20 protein-coding genes and 2 pseudogenes are annotated in these 22,174 nt (G+C 44.8%); 13 read left to right on the top strand and 9 right to left on the bottom strand.

Annotated elements, in window-relative coordinates:
- Positions 1–10 precede the first annotated feature (10 nt).
- The 4 genes from D1151_RS03285 to D1151_RS03275 all read left to right on the top strand — a co-directional run bounded on the left by D1151_RS03285 (position 11) and on the right by D1151_RS03275 (position 3,515).
- Positions 11–436 (top strand): sigma-70 family RNA polymerase sigma factor, encoded by a 426-nt coding sequence (locus D1151_RS03285; protein WP_016297406.1) that lies wholly within the window; start codon positions 11–13, stop codon positions 434–436.
- 587 nt (positions 437–1,023) lie between these two features.
- Positions 1,024–1,557, top strand: coding sequence for a type II toxin-antitoxin system PemK/MazF family toxin (locus D1151_RS03280; RefSeq protein ID WP_161907928.1), 534 nt, complete (start codon positions 1,024–1,026; stop codon positions 1,555–1,557).
- Between the two features lie 26 nt (positions 1,558–1,583).
- A complete protein-coding gene (locus D1151_RS16615) occupies positions 1,584–1,784 on the top strand; it encodes a hypothetical protein (protein WP_016221097.1) in 201 nt (66 codons plus the stop codon).
- 102 nt (positions 1,785–1,886) lie between these two features.
- Complete coding sequence (locus D1151_RS03275) at positions 1,887–3,515, top strand: recombinase family protein (RefSeq protein ID WP_016221098.1); 1,629 nt, start codon at positions 1,887–1,889, stop codon at positions 3,513–3,515.
- 352 nt (positions 3,516–3,867) lie between these two features.
- Here D1151_RS03275 and D1151_RS03270 read toward each other — a convergent pair whose 3' ends face one another.
- From D1151_RS03270 to D1151_RS03235, 6 genes are all read right to left on the bottom strand, one after another.
- Positions 3,868–4,095 (bottom strand): transposon-encoded TnpW family protein, encoded by a 228-nt coding sequence (locus D1151_RS03270; protein WP_161907927.1) that lies wholly within the window; start codon positions 4,093–4,095, stop codon positions 3,868–3,870.
- A 417-nt stretch (positions 4,096–4,512) separates the two neighbouring features.
- On the bottom strand, positions 4,513–4,773 hold the full coding sequence (locus D1151_RS03260; protein WP_161907926.1) for a helix-turn-helix domain-containing protein: 261 nt from the start codon (positions 4,771–4,773) through the stop codon (positions 4,513–4,515).
- Complete coding sequence (locus D1151_RS03255; protein WP_161907925.1) at positions 4,754–5,194, bottom strand: RNA polymerase sigma factor; 441 nt, start codon at positions 5,192–5,194, stop codon at positions 4,754–4,756. Before D1151_RS03255 ends, D1151_RS03260 begins: the two co-directional genes overlap by 20 nt.
- Before the next feature lie 521 nt (positions 5,195–5,715).
- Complete coding sequence (locus D1151_RS03245) at positions 5,716–7,401, bottom strand: ABC transporter ATP-binding protein (protein ID WP_161907924.1); 1,686 nt, start codon at positions 7,399–7,401, stop codon at positions 5,716–5,718.
- Positions 7,402–7,415: 14 nt separating this feature from the next.
- Positions 7,416–7,655: a hypothetical protein gene (locus D1151_RS03240; RefSeq protein WP_161907923.1), complete on the bottom strand. Its 240-nt coding sequence runs from the start codon at positions 7,653–7,655 to the stop codon at positions 7,416–7,418.
- 109 nt (positions 7,656–7,764) lie between these two features.
- Positions 7,765–8,412, bottom strand: coding sequence for a TetR/AcrR family transcriptional regulator (locus D1151_RS03235; protein WP_120409698.1), 648 nt, complete (start codon positions 8,410–8,412; stop codon positions 7,765–7,767).
- A gap of 179 nt (positions 8,413–8,591) precedes the next feature.
- Between D1151_RS03235 and D1151_RS03230 the strand changes: the two genes are divergently transcribed.
- The 4 genes from D1151_RS03230 (at position 8,592) to D1151_RS03215 (ending at position 11,174) form a co-directional block, all read left to right on the top strand.
- Positions 8,592–8,954, top strand: coding sequence for a helix-turn-helix transcriptional regulator (locus tag D1151_RS03230; RefSeq protein WP_120409699.1), 363 nt, complete (start codon positions 8,592–8,594; stop codon positions 8,952–8,954).
- A 268-nt stretch (positions 8,955–9,222) separates the two neighbouring features.
- Positions 9,223–9,552 (top strand): plasmid mobilization relaxosome protein MobC, encoded by a 330-nt coding sequence (mobC, locus tag D1151_RS03225; RefSeq protein ID WP_004081247.1) that lies wholly within the window; start codon positions 9,223–9,225, stop codon positions 9,550–9,552.
- Positions 9,513–10,859 (top strand): relaxase/mobilization nuclease domain-containing protein, encoded by a 1,347-nt coding sequence (locus D1151_RS03220; protein WP_161907922.1) that lies wholly within the window; start codon positions 9,513–9,515, stop codon positions 10,857–10,859. The genes mobC and D1151_RS03220 overlap by 40 nt, the downstream gene beginning before the upstream one ends.
- Before the next feature lie 63 nt (positions 10,860–10,922).
- A complete protein-coding gene (locus tag D1151_RS03215) occupies positions 10,923–11,174 on the top strand; it encodes a helix-turn-helix domain-containing protein (RefSeq protein WP_002585088.1) in 252 nt (83 codons plus the stop codon).
- 161 nt (positions 11,175–11,335) lie between these two features.
- Here the strand turns inward: D1151_RS03215 and D1151_RS03210 are convergent.
- From D1151_RS03210 to D1151_RS03200, 3 genes and pseudogenes are all read right to left on the bottom strand, one after another.
- Positions 11,336–11,740: pseudogene (locus D1151_RS03210) on the bottom strand (antirestriction protein ArdA); the annotation flags it as partial.
- 637 nt (positions 11,741–12,377) lie between these two features.
- Positions 12,378–12,599 (bottom strand): DUF5348 domain-containing protein, encoded by a 222-nt coding sequence (locus tag D1151_RS03205; protein WP_002569164.1) that lies wholly within the window; start codon positions 12,597–12,599, stop codon positions 12,378–12,380.
- Positions 12,600–12,622: 23 nt separating this feature from the next.
- A complete protein-coding gene (locus D1151_RS03200; RefSeq protein ID WP_161907921.1) occupies positions 12,623–13,606 on the bottom strand; it encodes a DUF6017 domain-containing protein in 984 nt (327 codons plus the stop codon).
- Positions 13,607–13,906: 300 nt separating this feature from the next.
- Here D1151_RS03200 and D1151_RS03195 point away from each other — a divergent pair.
- From D1151_RS03195 to D1151_RS03175, 5 genes and pseudogenes are all read left to right on the top strand, one after another.
- A pseudogene (locus D1151_RS03195) lies at positions 13,907–15,574 on the top strand (recombinase family protein); the annotation flags it as partial.
- Between the two features lie 139 nt (positions 15,575–15,713).
- Positions 15,714–16,580: a hypothetical protein gene (locus tag D1151_RS03190; protein ID WP_161907920.1), complete on the top strand. Its 867-nt coding sequence runs from the start codon at positions 15,714–15,716 to the stop codon at positions 16,578–16,580.
- Between the two features lie 92 nt (positions 16,581–16,672).
- Positions 16,673–19,111: a JAB domain-containing protein gene (locus D1151_RS03185; protein WP_161907919.1), complete on the top strand. Its 2,439-nt coding sequence runs from the start codon at positions 16,673–16,675 to the stop codon at positions 19,109–19,111.
- A gap of 28 nt (positions 19,112–19,139) precedes the next feature.
- The gene (locus D1151_RS03180) at positions 19,140–19,661 is read left to right on the top strand and encodes a hypothetical protein (RefSeq protein ID WP_161907918.1); all 522 of its coding nucleotides are present in this window, start codon (positions 19,140–19,142) and stop codon (positions 19,659–19,661) included.
- A complete protein-coding gene (locus D1151_RS03175) occupies positions 19,651–22,170 on the top strand; it encodes a type IV secretory system conjugative DNA transfer family protein (protein ID WP_161907917.1) in 2,520 nt (839 codons plus the stop codon). Before D1151_RS03180 ends, D1151_RS03175 begins: the two co-directional genes overlap by 11 nt.
- Positions 22,171–22,174: the final 4 nt, after the last annotated feature.

Genomic DNA, 22,174 nt, shown 5'->3' with positions numbered 1-22,174 from the left:
GTAACGGATTATGGCGTACAACAAAGCCAGAGAAGAAAGAAAATGGCGGCTATGGAAAGAAGCCGAGGAAAAGCAGCTTAGGAGCTTGGGTGTCAGTGAGAACGATATTGAAAAGCTCCGTGTCCATGATTGGGCGGTATTCAATTCCGACAGACGGTACTATGAGAAATTGCAGGATGCAGGTACATATCTTGAGGAAGTGGCAGAGGACACAGCACAGCCCGAAGCAAAAACGGTTGAGGAATTTTTGGACAGTATTGAAAACCAGCGGCTCTATCAAGTCTTGATTAAGGTGGACAGGCTTACCATCCAGATTGCCTTATGGAAAATGGATGGTTACAGCAGCATGGAGATTTCAGAGAAATGCGGCTTATCTGTAAGTGCAATTAACTTCCGTGTCTGGCATCTCAGAGAAAAATTAAAAAATATTTTATAACCATCTAATATTTAGAGGGTTCCCATCGGCTACTGGGTGAGAGGACAAAAAACTCTCACCCAGTTTTCCTATGTGTGGCGAAAACAGGGCAGCTCTTTGACAACCGAATATCCATTCACCAAATACATTCTCTTTGTGGATGTAATAAGCATAAGCGTGTGCAGCGGTACGCCATGCCCCGCCGAAAGGCGGCAAGCGGAAAATACCGACTGAAAATATCGGGCAGCTCCCGATTCCGCCATGACACACAAAGAGGACAATGATACTCCCGTCCAGCCACAGTCCGAGCGGTAACCAATCCGCCGCAGGCAATGGGGGCGGCTCTGTCAGACCGACAGTTGGGGTGCAACTCCCGTGGCGTCAGTCCGCTGCTGACCGTTTGGTGACTTCCCTTGCGTTATCACGCATCAGCATTTTCGGGGTGTCGGGGACAAATAGAAAATGCTCTCTATTCATAATCAAGCCAGATGCAGGGCGGTCAATGGAAAATGGTTTTTTCACACTCTCCCGACCTTAAACACTCCCCTGCGTCTGGCTGTTACATAGGCGGCGCATACCGCCTAAATTTCACAGGAGGTTCACATAACATGGAAAGAACATATAAAAGGGGCGATATGTACTACGCCGACTTGGGGAAAGGGATAGGCTCGGAGCAGGAGGGCTACCGCCCCGTCCTTATCATCCAGAATAACAGAGGCAACCGCCACAGCACTACCGTCATTGTCGCATCCATCTCAAGCAAGGTTGATGTAAAGCCGAAGCTGCCCACCCACTACTTTATCGACGCTGAATGCGGCTTGCAGCTCCCTTCCATCGTGCTTCTTGAACAGCTACGCACGGTCAGCAAGCAGCGGCTTGAGGGGTATATCGGACGGCTGGACAAAAAACATATCCGTGGCGTAAACCATGCGCTGGCGGTCAGCATCGGTCTTATCTCCCCCGTCCCAAACAGGCTTCAGCTCTGCTTATGCAGAACTTGTGCGGACAATTTTTACAGCACAGGTGCTTACATCCTGCGAAGGCTTGACAAAGGGCAGACCGAGAAAGACGTCTGCACATACTGCAACCAGCGGATGGGCTTTGATTATGAAGTCATCCCGAAAACAGACGGGCGGGAATGACCCGCAGGAAAGATGGGAGGAATGGCATGGAAACAATTCCAGAAAGGGGACACGTTACCCACAAAGGGGCTTGTAGCGGTGCAGGCTCTTTCCCGCATCAGAGGGAAACCTTTGACGCAAAAGACAACATCCGTGTTGTCAGCATCTTCAACGGGGCAAGGACGGCAAGCGAGGTCATACACCAGGCGGCTGTCAAAAAAATCCTCTACGAAAACCCGTATGCATGACGGGAACAGCAGGCGCACATTTGACCGTGCCGCTACAGACTTATATACTGTAAGCGTAGGTTACACTTTCCTGCTGTTTCCCAAAAAGGAGGCATTTATTTTATGAGAGAACAGCAGAATTATACCGCAGGGATTTATTGCAGGCTGTCGTCCGAGGATTCTGCCGAGCATGAGTCCATGAGCATCGGAAACCAGAAAGCGATGCTCAGCGACTATGTGAAAAGGCAGGGATGGGAAGTCGGGGATATTTATATCGACGACGGGTACTCTGGGACGAATTTTGAAAGACCAGATTTCAAGCGGATGATAGGCGACATTGAAAACGGCAAAATCAACATGGTTGTCGTAAAGGACTTATCAAGGCTTGGGCGGAACTATATCATGTGCGGACAGTACACCGAGATTTACTTCCCCGAAAAGGGCGTGCGCTTCATTGCGGTGAATGACAATGTTGACACCATCAATAACACGGGCAGCATGGACATCACGCCCTTCAAGCACATCCTGAACGACATGTACGCAAAGGACATCTCCACAAAGATAAAATCCTCGCTGCACATGAAAGCGATGCGTGGCGAGTATCTGGGTGCGCTCGACCCTTACGGGTATGTCCGTGACCCGAAAGACAAACACAAGCTGCTTGTCAATGAGGAAACAGCCCCCATCGTAAAACGCATCTTTGAGATGTGTGCGGGCGGCATGGGTTCAAGGAGCATAGCGACCACCCTTAACAATGAGGGCGTACTCTCCCCCGCAGAGTACAACCGATTTAAAAACCACGACCCAGAGAAAGACGGGGCTTTTGTCCGCAAACGCTACTGGTGTCAAACGTATATCCGAACCATGCTGCAGAATGAGATGTTTATTGGGAGCATGGTGCAGGGCAGGCAGTACACACCGTCCTACCGCACAAAAAAACGGGTGAAGAATGACAGGGAGGATTGGATTGTCGTCAAGGGTATGCACGAACCGATTATCTCCGAGGAATTGTTTGAGCAGGCGCAAAAAGCACTCCACTCCCGCAAAATCCAACCCCGCAAGGACAGCCCACACCATGTAGACCCCGATGTTTTTTCTGGACTGTTCCGCTGCGAAGCCTGCGGGACGGCAATGCGGAAACACCGCACACATAATGGGAAATATATTTACTATGTATGCGGTCGCCACCACCAGCAGGGGAAATTCGCCTGCTCAAGCCATTACATCAACTGCGATGTGATTACCCGCCTTGTCCGTGAGGACATAAAAAGAAACGCCGTCCTGTTTACAGAGGATACGGAACGGGCGGTAAGGGAACTGACAGAAAAGAAATGCTCTGACGACCAGAAGAAAATGTCGCAGATGAAATCCGAGCTGACTGCTTCAAGGAATCAGCTTGCAGGGCTTGACGCAAAGCTCCGACGGGCGTATGAGGACAATCTTTCTGGCAAGCTGCCAGACCATATTTTCACGATGCTTATCGGGAACTACGATGAAGAAAAAGAAACATTGCAGCGAACCATCCGTGAACTGGAAAAACGCATTGACGCTTCCAATGCCGCAAGGTCTGACGTGGAGCGTTTCTCAAAGCTAATCCAGAAGTACACCAGTTTTGAGGAACTCGACAGCTTCATGCTCCATGAGCTGATTGAGAAAATCACAATCTACGAAACACCCAACATGGGGCGTTACCGCAAAGGAAAAGAGAAAATCGTTACGATTTATTATAAGTTTGTGGGGGCGTTAGAGTAAACGCCCTTTATACCAAAAGGTAGTGTTCTAAATTTTGTGTTTTTGGTTTTTATTCTTATTTCAGAGGCCGGGTGTGGGCAGAGCCCACAAAGCCTTGTAAATACTGGATATTCTAGCCTTTGATGTGACTGAATAATCGAGGATATCCTGTTTCCGTAGACACAAAATTAATTACACTCTCTACCAAAATGAACACTCATCATCCTGGCTCAATCTGCAATATAAAGCGGTAATCTTGTCTGTCTGTAACATTTTGTCCTCCTTTCCGACGACAGACAAGCATGGTATTTGTACTGTCTATATTATACCACATACCGCTGCCTGTGTCATGTATAAAATGTGAAGAAACGCCCTATTTCCGGGCGTTTGCGGTGTTCAGTTCCATGTCTTTGCGAATGAGTTTTTTTATCTTTTTATCCAGTGTGTCCGTTGCGCGTTCACTTGCGGACGAACATACAAGGTAAGTAACTTTTCCTATTTTATGCTCCGTTGTGGTAACGGGCGTTTGGTTTTGCGTCAAAGAAAATCCCCCTTTCTTTCGCAAACATATAATACAGTCTATGAATAGCAGCAAGTCCACTATTCAATAAAACAAAGGCTTTAATCGGACGGTTATTAGCATAACCTCATGGGAATTTCACCCCGGCATGGTTCTCATGCAGCCCTACCCATTGCCTGCGACGCTCTTAACGCTCGGACTGTGGCTGTAAGGAAGTATCATTGTATATTCTGCGTGTCGTTGCCCGCAAGCCGCTACACTTGCTTTCCGGCGCGGTGTTGGTCGCTCGGCTGTCCGGGCGGGGATAACCTCACCCAGATAGCGTCATGGCGCACCCGCCGTATGGCTCGGCGCAAAAGGAACGTATCCGATTTGCCCTATGCTGCGCCGCCGTTATCTTGCGCCGCTTTCTTTGTCAAGGTTCAGAATGGCTTTGCTGCCGCGTCAGCAGCGGAACGGAAAAGGGGGAGAGAGAAAGCGTCCCGCCGCCGCTGCGGTTTATTCCTCTGCCTTAAAGGTGAGGACAGCCATCATCAGTTTTGCTTGCAGCCGTTCCCGAATGTCGTGGTCTACGCCAAAATAGACGTTCCCGCGCTCGTTGTACAGCTTCCGCATGGAGAGGCGGGCTATGTAGCCGCTGAAATGCTGCAAGACAATCTTCATGGCGTCCGGGTCGCCCTTTGTCGCTGCCACAATGACAGGATAAGGAACAAGGGCTTTTTCCGGGTAGCCGGGTTCGTTACCATTCGTCCCATTCATTAGCATTTTCCTCCAGATATTTTCTTAATTTCTCAAAAGAGCTTGTCCGCCTGTACTGTATCGTGCTTCTCGACGTATTGAACAGCTCCGCAATCTCGGTATCGTTCATTCCCTCGAAGTAATACAGCAATACGGCTTTGCGCTTTTCTTCCGGCAAAGTACGGATTGCTTCAAGAAGCAGCTTTGGCGTGATTTTCTTCCCGGCTTTCTCAAAGACGGTTTCGGCGGCTTCCCGTTTAAAATATTCGTCAAACGTATGAAGCTGCCGCGCTTCGTCTAAGGTCATGTCAGAAAAGGTCACTTCCTTTGCCTTGTGTCTGCGAAGCTCTCTATAAGTGTCGCACGCTTCATTGTGCAGTACCGTATTACAAAACTTCTGAAAAGCACACTGTTTGTAAAACTCCCTGCTATTAGGTTCCACATTCTCACCTCCTTTCTCGTTGGAAAGTTGGTGGTGCTTCCCCCTTTTCGCGGGGCAATACGGCGGTTTTCAAAAACGCCGAAGATTTTTTGAAATTTCTTCAAAAATTTTTTGAGCGTACAAAATGCGCCCGTCCGAAAAGCCCGGACGGGCGCATAGGTATTGTAAGCAGTATTTAGACGATTAGACAGTTCATATAGGTAAGCGTAGTTTCCCCCGGTGGTGGGCGGGCTTTTTTTGACAAGTCAATGATTGTCGGATTTTGTCGATAGGGTATGCGCTTCATGGCGGCTACCTCCTTTTAGCCGCCGCTTTTAACAGTGATACCGCGTCATTTCATTAGAAGCCAAAAAGAAACGGCGGTTTTGATTTCTCAAAAACCGCCGATAGATTAGATATTGCATAAAAAGGCATACAAAAACATCTGCTCCTCTAACGGTTTTTTTCTTTCCCCGTTAAGGGAGCAGATAATATTATTTAAGGATTGTGTACAGTTCAAAAAAACTTTCCTCTAAAGATACCTACTTCTTTAGTTGGTAGAAGTCATAAAATGCAGCGTGTTTAGTAATAAGTTCTTCAAATGTGCCATGTTCAATTATTTTTCCGTCTGCCATAAATACAATTTCGTCATAGAGTGTAAGAATATCGCTGCTCATATTATGAGTGACAGTAAGTAGCGTTAAATCAGATATTGCCAATAGCCTACTTTCAATATCATATGCAGTTTGCATATCAATAGCAGACGTACCCTCGTCTAAAATCAACAGTGGCTTCTTACGAATTAAGGCTCTTGCTACGGCAATTCTTTGTTTCTGTCCGCCGGAAAGGTTATCTCCATTTTCTCCAACGTGATATTTAAGTCCGTTTGGTACTTGCTCAATAAACTGTGATAAACCACTATCAGACAATACGGATTGCAATTCTTCTTTACTGAAATCTTCGTGTAGGCAAATATTGTCAAAAATGCTCTCATCAAACATATAAACATTCTGATGAATGACCGACGATAGCGCAGTTATTTTATCAATATCCAAAACGGAAAGACTGTCTGCGTCATATAGTACATCACCTTTGAAATCAGAGTAATATCCGGCAATCAGCTTAATAAATGTAGACTTTCCACACCCACTCTTACCGACAAAAGCATATTTTTTCCCTTTATCAATGGATAGTGAAATACCGTTTATGACTTCGTTTTCCTTATCATAGGAAAAATGCAAATCATCTACATAAATCATTTTTTTGAAAGAGGGTGATTTTTTTGTATTTGTGTTCTGTTCCTTGTAATCTGAAAGGTTATTTAGCTTCTGTGTAATTGGTTTTATACTCTTGATTTTGGGAATATTGCTAAAAATAATCAATAATGGATTTGCAAGGTTACTGCTTACCTGTACCATGCCTAACAAGGCTCCTGCACTGATACGACCAATGATAATGAAATATGCAGAAAGAAAAACAACAACCACTTGAACAAGAAGCGCAAGCACCATAGAAACCGCTTCATTTGCTGCAATCGCCTTGTCAACAGAATATTTTGCTTTTATAGTGTCCTCGTTACTTATTTCAAATCGTGAGAGGACATATTTTTTCATTCGATAAGACTTGATAACCTCAAAACCGGATAACAGGTCTTTTACATGGTTTGTAAAATCGGATAGCATATCAGAATATTTATCCTGTCGTTTGGAGAGTAGTCCTCCGAATAGACTGGGTACAACAAGCATGATAGCGATTGCGATAATCACGCAGACTGTAACGATAATGTCAAAGTAAATCATTACAGCAAGGGAAGCTATAAAAATAATCGTATACTGGATAACTTGCAACAGGGGCAGTAAATAGCTATCTTCAATCATTTTTACATCATTCGTAATTGCGGATAAATAATCAGCAGTATTATTTTTTGAGTAGTCCTCAATCGTGTGTCGTTCAATTCCTATAAAGGTTTTAGAACGGACAGCTTTCATAATTTTACAGACAAATTTTTTACTAAACAAAGATTGTAGGTACATGAATACTCCCATAAGTACAAAGTAGGCTAAAGAAAAGAGTAGTATTCTAATAAAGCCGTCCATATCGCCCATATCTACAATATCCATAACTTGTTGCAATAAGATAGCAATAAATACATAAGATAGAGAACTGATTGCAGTAAATAATGCGGTAAGGAAAAGCAAGAATTTGTATTGTTTTAAGTATCGTATCATATAGCGGTGTCCTCCTATTTTCTGTTAAAAAGTATATCGCAGACAAGTCCTACTGCCCCTAAACCAAACAGGCAGGTGCCGGCTGATTTATAGCCTTTTTCGGATAAATGTGCAGCCCCTATCATCAGTCCGATTTCTGCCGTAGCAGATATAGACTTAGATACAATGCGGAATGACCGCTTTTTCCATGCTTCATTTGCGGCAACTTCAATTTTGTTTGCAGCATTTTCAATTTTTTGGTCTAATTTTGACATACTATTCTCCTTTCATACATTAAGACGGTATGTATATGCTTAAAAAATAATACCTTACGAATGAATGTATAGTTTGAAAATAAAACTGCCTTTTGCAAGGCAATTTTATCTATTCGCCTATGTTTAAGTGCTCAAAGTAATTCTGTGCCATACCGAAAATTTCATCATCAATAATCGGCAAGTTCATACTATCTAACAAATATTTGATAAATGCAAACTTTGAAAGCAGTTCTTCCGGGGTTGCAGGATAGACAGAGGGAATTAACCAGAAATTTGTAAGTAATGGCAAAAGTTCAGATAGTTCTTTTGCATACCCGGTTTGGATAGAGCCGTCCGCTATTCCCTCTTGAATAAGTTGCAACCAAAGAGGGGCAATCAATTTCCTGTTTGTATCAGCCAGTTCAGCCAACAAGCGGGGATTTTTCAAAAGAGGTATACTCTGTTTTCCAAGTTCAATCCTATCATTATCTGCGTGGTTTAACTTAATGACTTCACGCATTTTTTCTAAACCATTTAGGTTCTTCTGATTTTGTACGGTAACAAATGGATTGTTGTCAAAAAAGAGTTTCCCCCCTAATGCGTCAATAATTTCCTCTTTTGACTTGAAATGATGATAAATTGCTCCTTTCGTCAGTCCGCCAAGTTCATTTACAATATCTTGAATAGTAGTATTGTCGTACCCCTTTTCCATGAATAACCGCTGTGACACTTCTAATATCTTCTCAACGGTTATTTCTGGATATTTATTACGCGCCATGTATCTACCACCTTCCATTTCATTCGTTTGGTATGTATTATATTCTTTTTGCGTCTGCTTGTCAAGATACATTCAGCCGGTATTTAATTGCACGGCAGAAAAATATGATTTATTTTGGCTAACTAATAGAACTGCGTAGACATATTCAAAAGCAAAGGTGAACAGTAAAATGTAATAGGGTGAATAACTATGGCAAAAAACCAGTACCGAAATATGACTTCAAGGCTTTCGGGGCAGCGATAAAGGCAGCGCGTGAAGGACGTAAGGAGAGCCGCAAGAAAGTAGGCGACGAAATGTTTATCTCGCCGCGCTACCTTGCGAACATTGAGAACAAGGGGCAGCACCCAAGTTTACAGATATTCTTTGAGCTGATACAGCGTTACCATATATCCGTAGACCAATTCCTGTTAGACACGCCCGCCGTAAAGGACACAAAGCGGCGGCAGCTTGACGCGCTCCTTGACGGTATGAGCGATACGGGCATACGGATTGTGACCGCAACGGCAAAAGAGATTTCCGAAGTCGAAAAAGAGGGCGAATAGAAATGTCCGGCTTAAAACTGAACAGGATTTAGAAAGCGTTGTAATCTTTTTTGAGATTGCAGCGTTTTTCTTTTGCGTAAGTTTGGCAAAATCGCTTTTTCTCCGTAGTAAGGGATAAGAGCCTAAAGGATAAAAACATTCGTAGCAAGCATAGGAAGCGGGTACCCACTTCCGTATTTTCGCCCTCCCGCGCTGCGGCTCGTCGGTTGAAAATGGCTTGTTGGGAAGTGTCCCAAACCCTCGGAACGGAAAGGAAAGGAGCGAACACATGGACGGACGCAAAAGGACGGTGCAAATCAAATTCAGAGTGACGGAAGCGGAACGGGATTTAATACTGGAAAAAATGAAGCTCGTACCCACCCGGAACATGGCGGCATATCTGCGGAAGATTGCCATTGACGGGTATATCATTCAGATAGACCATAGCGACATTAAGGCAATGACCGCAGAGATACAGAAAATCGGTGTCAACGTCAACCAGATAGCACGCCGCGTAAACGCGACGGGAAACGCATACCAAGAGGATATAGAGGAAATAAAGGGGGTGCTTGCGGAGATATGGCGGTTACAAAGATTAAGCCTGTTAAAAGCACTCTAAGCAAAGCCCTTGACTATATCGAAAACCCGGACAAGACGGACGGAAAAATGCTTGTGTCCTCTTTCGGCTGCTCCTATGAAACAGCAGATATTGAGTTTGAATATACATTGTCCCAAGCACTCCAAAAGGGGAACAATTTAGCCTTTCATCTGATACAGTCCTTTGAGCCGGGGGAAGTCGATTATCAGAAAGCCCATGAAATCGGAAAGCAGCTTGCCGACGCGGTAACAAAGGGGCAGCATGAATATGTACTCACGACGCACATTGACAAAGGACACGTCCATAACCATATCATTTTTTGCGCGGTGAATTTTGTAGACCACCATAAATACAATTCCAACAAAAGGAGCTATTACGGCATACGGAACATGAGCGACAAGCTGTGCCGGGAGAATGGCTTGTCCGTCGTCGTCCCCGGCAAGGGCAGCAAGGGAAAGAGCTATGCGGAGTACCAGGCAGAAAAGACGGGTACAAGTTGGAAAGGCAAGCTGAAAACCGCCCTTGACGCGCTTATCCCCCAAGTTTCCAGTTTTGAGGAATTGCTAACGCGGTTACAGGCGGCGGGCTATGAGATAAAGCCGGGGAAATATGTGTCATGCCGCGCCCCCGGACAGGAACGCTTCACACGCCTTAAAACCCTCGGCGCAGACTATACAGAGGAAGCCATAAGGGAACGGATAGCGGGCAGACGGGCAAAAGCGGCGAAAGCTCCCAGAGAACAGCGCGGCGTGTCGCTGCTTATCGACATTGAGAACAGTATCAAGGCGGCGCAGAGTAAGGGCTATGAACAGTGGGCGAAAATCCACAATCTGAAACAGGCAGCTAAAACCATGAATTTCTTGACGGAACATAAGATTAAGCAGTACGCGGATTTAGTCAGCCGGACCCTGGAAATGGCAGCGGAAAGCGGACAGGCGGCAGACGCATTGAAGAACGCCGAAAAGCGGCTTGCGGAAATGGCGGTGCTTATCAAGAATGTTTCCACCTACCAAAAGACAAAGCCCGTCTATGACGCATACCGCAAGGCAAGGAACAGGGAGAAATACCGCGCCGGACAGGAACAGGCGATTATCCTACATGAAGCCGCCGCAAGGTCGCTGAAAGCGGCGGGCATTGCAAAGCTCCCGAACCTCGCCGCGCTGCAATCGGAGTATGAAGCCCTCCAAGCGCAGAAAGAAGCCCTTTACGCCGACTATGGGAAGCTGAAAAAGAAAGTCCGGGAATATGATATTATCAAGCAGAACATTGACAGCATTTTACAGGCAGACAGGCAGCCGGAACGTGAAAAGGGAACAGAGCGCGGATAAGGATAGCAAAATCCCCGCCGCTGTGCTATGATAGGGCTATCAAAAAGCAGAGGAGCGTTGAGCATGGAAAACCAGAAAATGCCGGAATATGAAACCATACGCGCCGCCGTTGCCGGGGAAAAATGGGCGGTGGAGAAAGTCGTGGAGTGCTACAAGGACGAAATCGACAGGCTATCGACGGTAGCGGTCAGACAGCCGGACGGAAGCACGAAACAGGAAATCAACGAAGATATGCGCCAGTCCATCACAAAGAAGCTGATAGAAGCCCTCCCGCAGTTCCCGCTTGAAGAAATGGAAAAGGGAAATGTCAGATAGGCAAAAAAAGAACAGGGCGCGGAAGCCAGTATATGACTTCCGCGCCCTGTCTTTTTATGGGTGCTGTTTTCGTGAATGTTACGCAGTAGAACGCCATTTTCGGTGGTAAAGGTATAAAGTATCGCCTTTCTGATTTTCACGCGCGGAAAGCCCTGTAAATCAATGGATTTCTCTTTTTCCCTGTCATACCGGGTATTCTCGGATATGTGGTAGCGCATTTGGTAGACGCGGTTGCTGATGTGCTTCCCATAGTCCGTAGCTTCCCACTGGTTCGCGGTATGCGTGGCTTCGGGTGTCCTCACATACTCAATGGCTTTGTCAATGGCAAGCGTCTTTCCCGCCTGTTCGTCCCAGGCCGCCGCCTGTTCCTGCAAGGCTTCAAAAGCTGCCTGTTCAGCCGCCGCGTATTCTTCCCGTAATGCCTGTAACTGTTCTAAGGGCAGGGCGGTAAGCCCGGAAAGGTCGGCGGTCTGTTCCTCAAAATAAATATTTCGCTCTATCCGCATACTGTCAGCCGGGTCTAACTTGTCACGCTCAAACATGGAGTAGCCTTTTTTCTTTTCCATTCATTCGCTCCTTTCTGAAATGGCGGCGCACCGCCGCGCTTTTTGGGTACGCTCCCTATTACGGCGGGGCGGTGCGTTTTGCCAAAAATTTTTTTGATTTTTTTAGAGGGTTTGGGAAACTTCCCAACAAGCAAAATCCCCGTCCGGCGCGTCAGCGGCAGGACAGGGATTTACGGAAGTGGGTACCCGCTTCCTATGCTTGCTATTCAAGTTTTTAGTTCTTCTGTACTTCGATACGGTAGTTGACATATTTCCCACCAGTATCGGCTAAAACGATAGTTCCGTCGTAGGTCTTGCCTGTTTTCGGGGAATAGAGCTTCTTCACATTCGCCTTGCCGGATTTAAGGAGCGCGGCGGCAATCTTCGCGGAAAAAGCGGTCTTTTATAAAATACTTCTGATTTCATTGAATACTCCTTAATCTTACAAATTTGTTCAGTCACAATAATACCACAATCACACCAATATTTCTATCAAATTTCCATTGATTTCTTCCTCCCTCCGTTTAATCTTGCTCTCAATCATTTCTGATACCTCATTCTTTCTGTGCTGTGTTGATAGTTTCTGAAAATAAAAAAGGTAGCGGATTTCGGGTCAGTGACGATATACGACGTTTCGCGTTTCTTTATGGGGCGGCGGTCAGATACGCACCCGCAGCCCGTTCAAGTCCTCGGCTCTGATACCCACAAGATACCAGTTGTCGCCGTACTCAATCCGGGTTGGCTTCCACTTGCCCCGCACGAATACGTCAAAGCACTCTCCACAATGCAGCCCGCCATAGTAGCTGTTTAAGTCAAAGCGAATGTCGTAACGGTCGGTGCGCTCGTCAAATACCAATGCTCCTGTCATTTTCTGTGCCATAATAAAATCCTCCTTTTGTTGTTTTACAGGCTTTCGCCCTCGTTGTATGAATAATAGTCCGGGTCGCCGTACTGCGGCTTTTTCGGTGACAGTGCGCCGCTTGCCATGTCATGGGCGACAAGGGAAGTGTAGTAGTTGCCGATTGTGGACGGGGCATTGAAAAGGGCGGCTTTCAGATATTGCTTGATGTTGCGGATTTTGGTTGTGTTCTCCCGCATACAGTCAAGCACAAAGCGGATATGTTCGCCGTCCAGTTTCATAAACTTTGACTTCACAAGCTCTGCCGGGTAGTCGTCCCCCGCAATCCGTACCCGCTTTCTGGCGGTGCATACGGTTTCAAGCATGAGGTCTACAATCTCGTCCAGCCTGTCCCCGTCAAACTTCATGTCCTGTTTGAGAATGTGGTAGTCGATATTGTCCTTGATGATTTCCCGGTATATCTCTACTGCGCTCTGTGCTGCCGCTTCCGTTCCTTTCCGTTCCGGCGGCGTAGCCGCTTCTCTGCAAGGTGAGGGGTTAGGGGAAAGGATAGGAATGGAATGGGTACTTTGTTCATCAGTAATTATTTTTTCTTTTTTTGGTAAGTCAGTTCTTTGTATATCTTTATTTAATTGCGTTGGATTTTCCAACGTAGGTTTTTCCAATGTTGGTTTTTCCTGCGTTGGATTATCCAATGTTGGATTTTCCAATGTAGGTAAATCCGGCGTAGGCGGCTGTGGCTGCTCGAATATCACATAGTCCGCGCCCCGCAAGCGTCCTTTCTCGTCGCGCTCCCTTGACCGGACGATATACCCGGTGCGTTCAAGCTCCTTAATGGCTTCGCGGATAGCGTCTATCTTCTCCCGGTTGATAAGGGATAAGCCTTTCAAAGTGTAGTCCCAATCTTCGGGGAGTGACAGCATTTGCGACAACAGCCCTTTTGCTTTTAGGGATAGCTCCTTGTTGCGTAGGTGGTGGTTGCTCATAACAGTGTAGCCCTTGTTTCGTTCCACTCTGAAAACTGCCATAGTTCATAGCTCCTTTGCTTTGGATTTGTTACGCAGTAGAAGCGCGGTTTCGGGGGATAAGGTATAAATCCCTTTCCGCGCCAGATACGCGCCCGGAAAACCGCTTGTAGCAAGGCTTTTTCTGCCCCTACTGCGTAACAAAGGGCATGAAAAAAGCAGCGTTCCTGTTCTCCCGTATAGAGAGTAAGAAACGCCGCTTCTGCGTCGTATTCAGTTTTTAGTACAATACCCTGCTTGTCCGTCGCTCGAAAAACCTTGATTTTCCAGTGTTTTCAAAAGTATCGTTATCTAACGTCAGCTTTCCAAAGACCAAGTTTCCAGAATATGATAAAAGACATTGAAAGCGGTCTGATAAACTGCGTGATTACGAAAGATTTATCCCGTCTGGGGAGAAACTATCTTGATTGTGGGTTATATCTGGAAGTTTTCTTCCCAGAGCATAACGTGAGGTATATAGCGGTCAATGACGGCGTAGATACCTTGAATAAATCTGCTATGGACATCACGCCTTTCCGCAACATTTTAAACGAAATGTATGCCGCTGACATATCTGTTAAGATAAAATCGGCATATCGGGCGAGGTTTCAACAGGGGAAATTCATGGGAACTACCGCCCCTTATGGCTATATCAAAGACCCTGCCGACCACAACCATCTGCTGATAGATGATAAAGTGGCACATGTTGTAAAAGAGATATTCGACCTTGCATTAAAAGGGAATGGAGTTGCCAAAATTTGCAGACATCTTAATAAACAGCATATCCTACGCCCTGCCGCTTATGCGGCGGAGCGTGGCGAAACAGGCTTTGAACGTCATTTTGAGGGGAACGAGGACAAACGCTATATTTGGAGTGGGAACAGCGTGAGGAGCATTTTAAGAAGCCCGATATATGCGGGAAATCTTGTAGGCTACAAACGGATTGCCGCCAATATGAAAAGCAAGAAACGCCCCTCTAAGCTGCCCGAAGAATGGGAAGTGATACCCAATACCCATGAGGGAATAGTCACGCAGGAGGAATTTGATATTGTCCAACAGCTTATTACAAGTCGTAGGCTTCCACAGAACAAGGGAGGATTTGTAAATATTTTTGCAGGCGTTATCAAGTGTGTGGACTGCGGATGTGCTCTGCGGGCAATGAACGTACACAGGAGGAAACGCCCAGAGATTATCGACTGTGTACAGTATTCATGTAATAATTATGCAAGAAACGGAAGAAGCGAGTGTAGTGCCCACAATATAGAAGCAAGGGATTTATTCAATGCCGTTCTTGCCGACATCAACTGTTTTGCGGATATGGCAGTGAATGATGAAAAGGCGGTCAGGGCCATAGAAAAGCGGCTCACGGAAACAGACCAGAGCAGGGCGAAAGCATTAGAGAAAGAACGTAAGAAGCTGAACAAACGCCTTGCGGAACTGGACAGGCTGTTTTCCTCTCTCTACGAGGATAAGGTCATGGAGCGTATTACCGAGCGGAATTTTGAGATGATGTCGGGGAAATACCAGAAAGAGCAGCTTGAAATTGAAGCAAGGCTGAAAGAGGTGACGGAAACTCTTAATGAAAGCTACGAGAAATCACGGGGAATCCGTGACTTCCTCGCCCTTATCCGAAATTATCAAGGCTTAAAAGAACTGGATGCAACAGTTATAAACGCACTCATAGACAAGATACTTGTTTCGGAGCGTGAGAAGATGGCAGACGGAACAGTGAAGCAGGAAATCAAGATTTACTATAAATTCATCGGCTTTGTCGATGAATTACATATCATACCTACAAAACGGTGGGCAGCAATGCCCGCTAAAAATTGTACGGTGTGCGGCGTTGAATATGTCCCGGGCTCTGGTGCATCAAGGTATTGTCCTGCTTGTGCCAAGAAGATACGGAGGGAGAAATCAAACGAGAGCAAACGCAGGAGCAGAGAACAGAAAAGGATAGCATGTATGAACTGTCCGCAAAAAATGACCGACTGATCTGGAGCAGCAGGAGGGAAGAATTATTCGCCAGGGCAATGAAAATGACACTGTATATATCTATCGCTATGTGACGGAAAATACTTTTGATGCCTATAGCTGGCAGACCCTTGAAACCAAGCAGAAAGGCATTAGTCAGGTGATGACCAGTAAAAATCCTGCAAGAAGCTGTGAGGACATAGACGAAACTGCGCAGTCTTATGCGATTACCAAAGCGATTTGCGCTGGAAATCCAGAAATTAAGGAAAAAATGGAACTGGAAAATGATGTAAATCAGCTGCGTATGCTGCAGATGAATTATGAAAATGAAAAGTATCGTATGCAGGACAGATTATATAAGCAGCTTCCTCATCTTTATAAGGAAACAGCTGAAAAGTTGGAACTGTATAAGAGCGATCGGGCGCTGATTGAGGAACATAAAGAAAAACCGTTTTCTATTCAGATTCTCGGTCATGAATTTACCGATAAAGCAGAGGCAAGCGCAGCAATATATGATTTAACGGTAAAGTATAAAGACAAAGAAGACTGGACGCGAATTGGAACAATGCAGGGCTTTTCGCTTCTGACAAATTTTTATGACGGAAGATACCGTCTGCAACTGCAGGCTGCAGGCAGCTATAATTTTGAAAGAGGCGCAGAACCAGCTGCAATCTGTGATAGATTACAGCTGGTGTTAGAGAAAATTTCAGAAAAAAAGAATGAGGCAGAAAATCAGCTGATTGAAATAGACGAACAGATGAAAAGGCTGGAACGACAGTTAGAAGAGCCGTTTTCCTATGAGAATGAACTAAAAATAAAAGAGGCACGGCTTGCAGAGCTGGATAAGCTGATAGAAGAAAAAGAAACGAAGAGAGAAAGCTCTGAAGAAACCAGTGAAGATTTTGAGGAAAAAGAAGAATTGATAGAGGGTAGAGAAGACATCAATCTTGATGGCAGCAAACAAGAGGCGTCTTCGTACTCTAAAAAAATGACGGCAGAAAAAAGGGCAGACTTTGAGCTGGACTAATCTGTTCAGGGGGTCTGCACCCCTGCAACCCCAGCGCTGTTCGTCTTTTAGAAAAGCCGAACTTGATTAACTTGCAAAAGTGAGGTGAAGATATGAATTCATTTAATGAAAAAACACGCTTATTTCTGGATATTGACGGAACACTTGCCGTGTTTACTCCGGTGGATACGATGGAAACCCTGTATGAGAAAGGGTATTTTGAAAACCTTGCGCCACACGAAAATGTGATAGAGGGCGTAAAGTTGTTTTTGCGTGAAAATCCGGAAACCGAAGTGTTTGTTCTTTCCTCTGTCCTCGCAGATAGTCTGTATGCAGAGGAAGAAAAACAAAAATGGCTGGATAAGTATTTGCCGGAAATTGATGCAGCGCATCGGCTGTTTCCACCGTGCGGACAGGACAAAGCAGACTATGTGCCTGGAGGAATCAGGAACACCGATATTCTCCTTGACGATTATTCTTTGAACTTACACGCATGGAATGAAAACGGTGCAGGAATAAAGCTTCTGAATGGAATCAACGGGACAAAGGGCAGCTGGAGAGGAGCTGTCATCGATTATCTTCTGTCGCCGGAAACATTTTGTGAGGAGCTTTCAAATAGCATAGAATTATTGACAAAAGAACGAATGTTCGATATAATGAAAGCAACAAATTTAAGAGAGTTGTTGAAAGAATACCATAAAGAGTATGAAGAAGAAGGGGAGGAACTTGATTATGCGGAAATGGCGATTAAAAGTATCGAAACCGGGAGAGAAGATAGTCGAATACCAGACGCAAGAAATTCTGCTGCCATGGGAAGTGGCACAGAAATTAAAACCATCGGAAAAGCAATTAGTGACCGTTACATCAAGGAAGGCGGAATAAATTTTATAGGTGAAACCATTGAAAGTCCTGCACAGCTTGCAGGGCTTTTTCAGTGCTATCGAAATCCACTGTATGAAACTTTCCGAATCCTTTATCTAAAGGACCAAAAGCTGATTGCTGCAGAGGGAGTGTCGAACCATCTGCCAGGTTTATGTTATGTCGGATTTGATGATAAAAAACCATTACAGGTTCATGTGAAAGACAGAATGGAAGCTCTTGAAGCTGATTCATATTACTTTGTGCATAATCACCCTACAGGAGATCCGACGCCATCGATGCAGGATATTTTAATGACGAGAGTTGATGCCAGCCCCGCAGATGGATTTGCAGGGCATATTGTACTGGACCATACCGAATTCTCTCTTATAAATGCAGATGGAAGTGTTGAAAAAGGCTATGTTTCCGGGGCGCTGGGCGAAGATGTATTTCATACTGCTGAAATGGAGCATCCACTATTGAATACAAAAATAAAGAACCGAGATGAGATGGCGGAAATCGGACGAAAGCTGATTGATGAAAATGAGCAAATCAGCTATCTGGTCTATACGAATTCTATAGGGAATATTCAGCTGATACAAGAGGTTTCCAATGAACTGATTTTGCGTACAGAGGAATTTGAAAAGGTATATCAGGAAAGCCTTATAAATTCGGGTTGTATTACATTTTTCTGTATAACAACCAATGAAGATGTATTCGAAGCAATGGACAACTTATATGTGAACAAGAGCATCACCGATGCAATATTTCTTGATCCGGATTATTATCCTTTTTATTGGAGTAAGACGGAGTTAGAGCTTGAAAGAGATGATTCATATATCTTTCCAGGTGTGAGGGAAGAAGACCTTGCTTACTATTATGAAAATGACGAATTACTGACAGAGGAGAAAGGACAGGATATGCACATTAGGAAAATTGAAAATGGAAACAGCGCTTATACCGTTCTTGATGAAATGCAGCAGGACAGCGGCAAACAAAGACTGCTGCTTATCAGAGATTCTGACGGCGCTGTTGTGATTGCCCATGGCTGGAATGAAGAAAACGGCAGCTGGGACCATGGAAGCTATTATGACAGTAAATTGACATCGCTAGGAAAAGCTATTACTGCCTTTGAAGAATATCGCCTGCAGGAACAAATCCTTGCAAACGACAGGGTGTTAAGAGAAGCTACTGAATCTGAAGAAAAGCGAATTACCGCCCTTGTACACCCAATCGAGCCGGAACAGGTATATATTGCGCAGCTTGATGAAAAAAGCCGTGAGAATATCGAACGGGCAGTCAGAGATTTTGAGGCGCTGCAGGGCTTTACGGGAGATGCTGCAGAAGCATATATCAAAGAAGTGCTGGCGGACCGGATTCACATTTTAAGCGATGCAATTCAGCTGATTGAGAGTGATATACTTCCGGAACACAAGATTTCATTTGAGCGGGGAAAAGAATGGTATCAGAATCTTGCCTATGAAGAGAAATGGAGCCTGCTTCTCAGCGAAGAATTTCCAGAGATAGAGCATGATAAAGAACTTGTTAGAACCCTGTATGAAACCTATCAGGACAGTGAACACACAGGCTTTTTAGGAAACGACCTTAGAAGCGAGCTGGAAACAGAGATTGAGAAATCCAAATTCAGCAGGCAGAAAGAAAAAAGCAAGGAAAAAGGTGTTGAACTTGGATAAAGTGAAGCAGTGAAAGGAGGCTGAAAGTATGGACATGGATAAAGAACTGGAAATGGAGCTGGAACAGCTTCGCCAGGATAATACGAAACTGTTTCTGGAAAGAGATACACTGAAAAAAGAGAGTGGGAAGTGGAAAAAGCTTTTCATCATAGTTCTGCTGCTTTGCGTTGTTTGCCTTGCTGCAGCAGGTTGTTTTGCAGGAAATTCAGCCAAAAGCAGAGCAGAGCTTTATGATTTAAGAACCAAGACGAATCAAAGCGAGTTAAAAGAGAAGCAGGTCAGTGATGAAGCTATTGCAGTGACTAAAAAAACTGCTGTTTACACGAAAGATGAAAAGGGAGAATTTGCGGACGTAGGTTTTCTGCCCACCTATGCTGTTATTGAAGCAGATTCAAACGCTTCTAATGACGGATATAAGATGATTCGATATAAAGGAAAAACGCTGTTCATTCGTTATGAGGATTTCAGCGCATTTCAGTTAGAACGAAATAAACTTGCAAATGAAGAAGAACATTTTGCGGAAGATATGGAGGAGGAAAATGCGCAGTGATAATCTGAATAAAACCATGAAGCTAAACCGCTTCCTGGCGCAGAAAAAGGTAATACCGTTTCTGCTTGTGATACTTGATTTGTGCTGCTTTTTTGCCTTTAACTATATCATCAATGTATGTACCAACCTTATGAACATGACCCAGGATCCAGAACATATCGGATATTATCTGGGAATCGGAAATATTTTGCCGCACCCCTCACGATACTCAGGCGGCATTTTCCTTTTATACATATTCTTCATTCTGGTACTTGCAGTCTGCGATGGCATTTTTGTGTATCAAATCAGAACCAGTTTGAGCGACAAAGAACTGCTTGCAGGGAAAAAAGAGGGCGCAAAGTGGACAACACAAAAAGAAGTCAGACAGCAGTACAAATGTATTCCGTACCGGGATTATTTTTATCCGGGAAAGGGCGGAACGATTGTGCAGCGGCAAGGGGAGAATTTGTACATTGACACCAGCAAGTCCAACACGCTGGTGATTGGTACAACTCGTTCCGGTAAGGGTGAAATGTATGTACTGCCGAGTATTGATGTATACAGCAGAGCAGATAAGCTTGAGAACCGCCCGAGCATGATTATCTCAGATCCGAAAATGGAACTTTATAGAAGCAGCAAAAATACACTCCTTGCGAGAGGATATAAAGTGCAGCTTCTGAATCTTGATGATCCGATGCACTCTATTGGATATAACCCGCTGCAGCTTGTCATCGACCATTATAAAGCAGGTCGTATCGAAAAGGCGCAGCAGGCGGCACGAAGCTTTGCTTTTGCAGTTTTCAGAGCTGACAACAGCTCGCAGGAGCCGATCTGGGCGAATACAGCTACAGACCTTTTTACTGCCCTGATTATAGCAATTACAACTGACTGCCTGGAAGCTGACAGGCAGCTGAATGAGAAACGAAGAAAACTGTGGATTGAAAAAGTGAGAGCATTTTCTGAACTTGAAGAAGATGTGCAGGCAGCAGCCCGGCAAAAGTATGAGAACATCAGGATAGAAGATATGGAGGAAGATTTAATTTCCAATACTCGTATTGCATATATCCCGGAATCGGAAGATTTTTACGAAGTCTTTCCAAACGAGATAAAGGTCAGCTGCTTTTCGTGCCTCAACTTTTTCAGAGAACTCTGTGATAGAAAGGCACTGGAGCGGGCAGAAAGCGAAGATGAGAGAGAAAAACTTGCAGAAACGGCGCTGGACGAATATTTCAACAATCGCCCACCTCTTGATTATGCAAAGAGTTTGTATCAGGAAATTAAAACTGCCGGCGATAGAACAAAGGGCAGTGTTTATATCAATATGCAGTCAGCCCTTGCAATTTTCTCACTAAACAATATTGCAAGAATGACTGCAGAAAACAATATAGACATCGAAGAACTTGGCTACGGGGATAAACCTGTAGCTATTTTTATTGGGCTGCCGTCAGAGGATAAATCCAATCATTTCCTTGTTACAACTTTTATCTCACAGGTGTACCAGTTTCTATTTCAACTGGTTAAGATTAAAAACGGCGAGAAAGAAGGAACTTTGGACAGGAATGTGCGGTTTATTCTGGACGAATTCGGCAATTTCCCGCCGATTGAAAACTTTGACGGCTTTGTAACTGTCTGCCTTGGACTTGGCGTCAGCTTCGACATTTATGTACAGTCTTTGAACCAGATCTCTGATAAGTATAAGGACGGAGCTAAGACCATCTTAGAAAACTTTGCAAATCAGGTATACATTATGAGTGTCGGAAAGGAAACGGCAGAAGAGTTTTCGGAAATTCTTGGTAAAGCTACAAAGATAGAAACGCAGCGTTCCGGCGGGCGCAGCTCACTTGATAAAAATTATACGGAATCTGCAGTGATTGAACCGCTGCTGTATGCCGATGAGCTGACTGTATTAAGACCAGGAGAGTGTGTTGTGTACCGAGGCATTAAACGAGAGGACCGGCTTAAGAACCCAATACGGAGCTATCCCATTATCAATGAATACGGTGACTGGGATATTTTCGGCTGGATACATGTTGCAAGAGAGATTCTAAAGGAGAGAGTATTTGGGAAAGTGAGAATGCTGCATCCTGATGAAGATGAGGACAGAGAAACCACCTTTTATGAAGAATGGCTTATCCGAAAGAGCAGGTATATCCAGATAAAAGGAACGGCTCTTTTATATCGCTGGCAGTATCTGACGGATACTTTTCCAAATCCGGACAGCATATCACTACGGACTGTCAATACAGAATCCAGGAAACATATTGATTACACAAAGATGATTTATGATCCGGAGGAAGTTCTGAAAAAGCTATCTAGAAGAAAGGAAACCGAGGCTGCGTACTGCATCTTGGAAGAGATGAAAAATTATTATGCCATAATAAGTCTTTTGGAAGCTGCCGATGCAGATTATCAGGAACATCTCGGTATATCAGAAAAAGATACCTTGTCGAGAGTAACGGAAGCGGTCTGCAGGAGCAGCTTTACAAGGCAGCAAAAGCAGGAACTTTTAATGGAATTAAACAGGAGGTGATGAA

It is taken from the genome of Emergencia sp. 1XD21-10 (genome assembly GCF_009936045.1).
GTDB classification, from domain to species: domain Bacteria; phylum Bacillota; class Clostridia; order Peptostreptococcales; family Anaerovoracaceae; genus Senimuribacter; species Senimuribacter intestinalis.
This window is presented reverse-complemented; position numbering and strand designations above follow the sequence as displayed.

Bases quoted from the DNA above. Each gene is read 5' to 3' on its own strand.
- D1151_RS03285 (WP_016297406.1), top strand. From the start codon at position 11: ATGGCGTACAACAAAGCCAGAGAAGAAAGAAAATGGCGGCTATGGAAA.
- D1151_RS03280 (WP_161907928.1), top strand. From the start codon at position 1,024: ATGGAAAGAACATATAAAAGGGGCGATATGTACTACGCCGACTTGGGG.
- D1151_RS16615 (WP_016221097.1), top strand. From the start codon at position 1,584: ATGGAAACAATTCCAGAAAGGGGACACGTTACCCACAAAGGGGCTTGT.
- D1151_RS03275 (WP_016221098.1), top strand. From the start codon at position 1,887: ATGAGAGAACAGCAGAATTATACCGCAGGGATTTATTGCAGGCTGTCG.
- D1151_RS03260 (WP_161907926.1), bottom strand. From the start codon at position 4,773: ATGAATGGGACGAATGGTAACGAACCCGGCTACCCGGAAAAAGCCCTT.
- D1151_RS03245 (WP_161907924.1), bottom strand. From the start codon at position 7,401: ATGATACGATACTTAAAACAATACAAATTCTTGCTTTTCCTTACCGCA.
- D1151_RS03240 (WP_161907923.1), bottom strand. From the start codon at position 7,655: ATGTCAAAATTAGACCAAAAAATTGAAAATGCTGCAAACAAAATTGAA.
- D1151_RS03235 (WP_120409698.1), bottom strand. From the start codon at position 8,412: ATGGCGCGTAATAAATATCCAGAAATAACCGTTGAGAAGATATTAGAA.
- mobC (WP_004081247.1), top strand. From the start codon at position 9,223: ATGGACGGACGCAAAAGGACGGTGCAAATCAAATTCAGAGTGACGGAA.
- D1151_RS03220 (WP_161907922.1), top strand. From the start codon at position 9,513: ATGGCGGTTACAAAGATTAAGCCTGTTAAAAGCACTCTAAGCAAAGCC.
- D1151_RS03215 (WP_002585088.1), top strand. From the start codon at position 10,923: ATGGAAAACCAGAAAATGCCGGAATATGAAACCATACGCGCCGCCGTT.
- D1151_RS03205 (WP_002569164.1), bottom strand. From the start codon at position 12,599: ATGGCACAGAAAATGACAGGAGCATTGGTATTTGACGAGCGCACCGAC.
- D1151_RS03200 (WP_161907921.1), bottom strand. From the start codon at position 13,606: ATGGCAGTTTTCAGAGTGGAACGAAACAAGGGCTACACTGTTATGAGC.
- D1151_RS03185 (WP_161907919.1), top strand. From the start codon at position 16,673: ATGAATTCATTTAATGAAAAAACACGCTTATTTCTGGATATTGACGGA.
- D1151_RS03180 (WP_161907918.1), top strand. From the start codon at position 19,140: ATGGACATGGATAAAGAACTGGAAATGGAGCTGGAACAGCTTCGCCAG.
- D1151_RS03175 (WP_161907917.1), top strand. From the start codon at position 19,651: ATGCGCAGTGATAATCTGAATAAAACCATGAAGCTAAACCGCTTCCTG.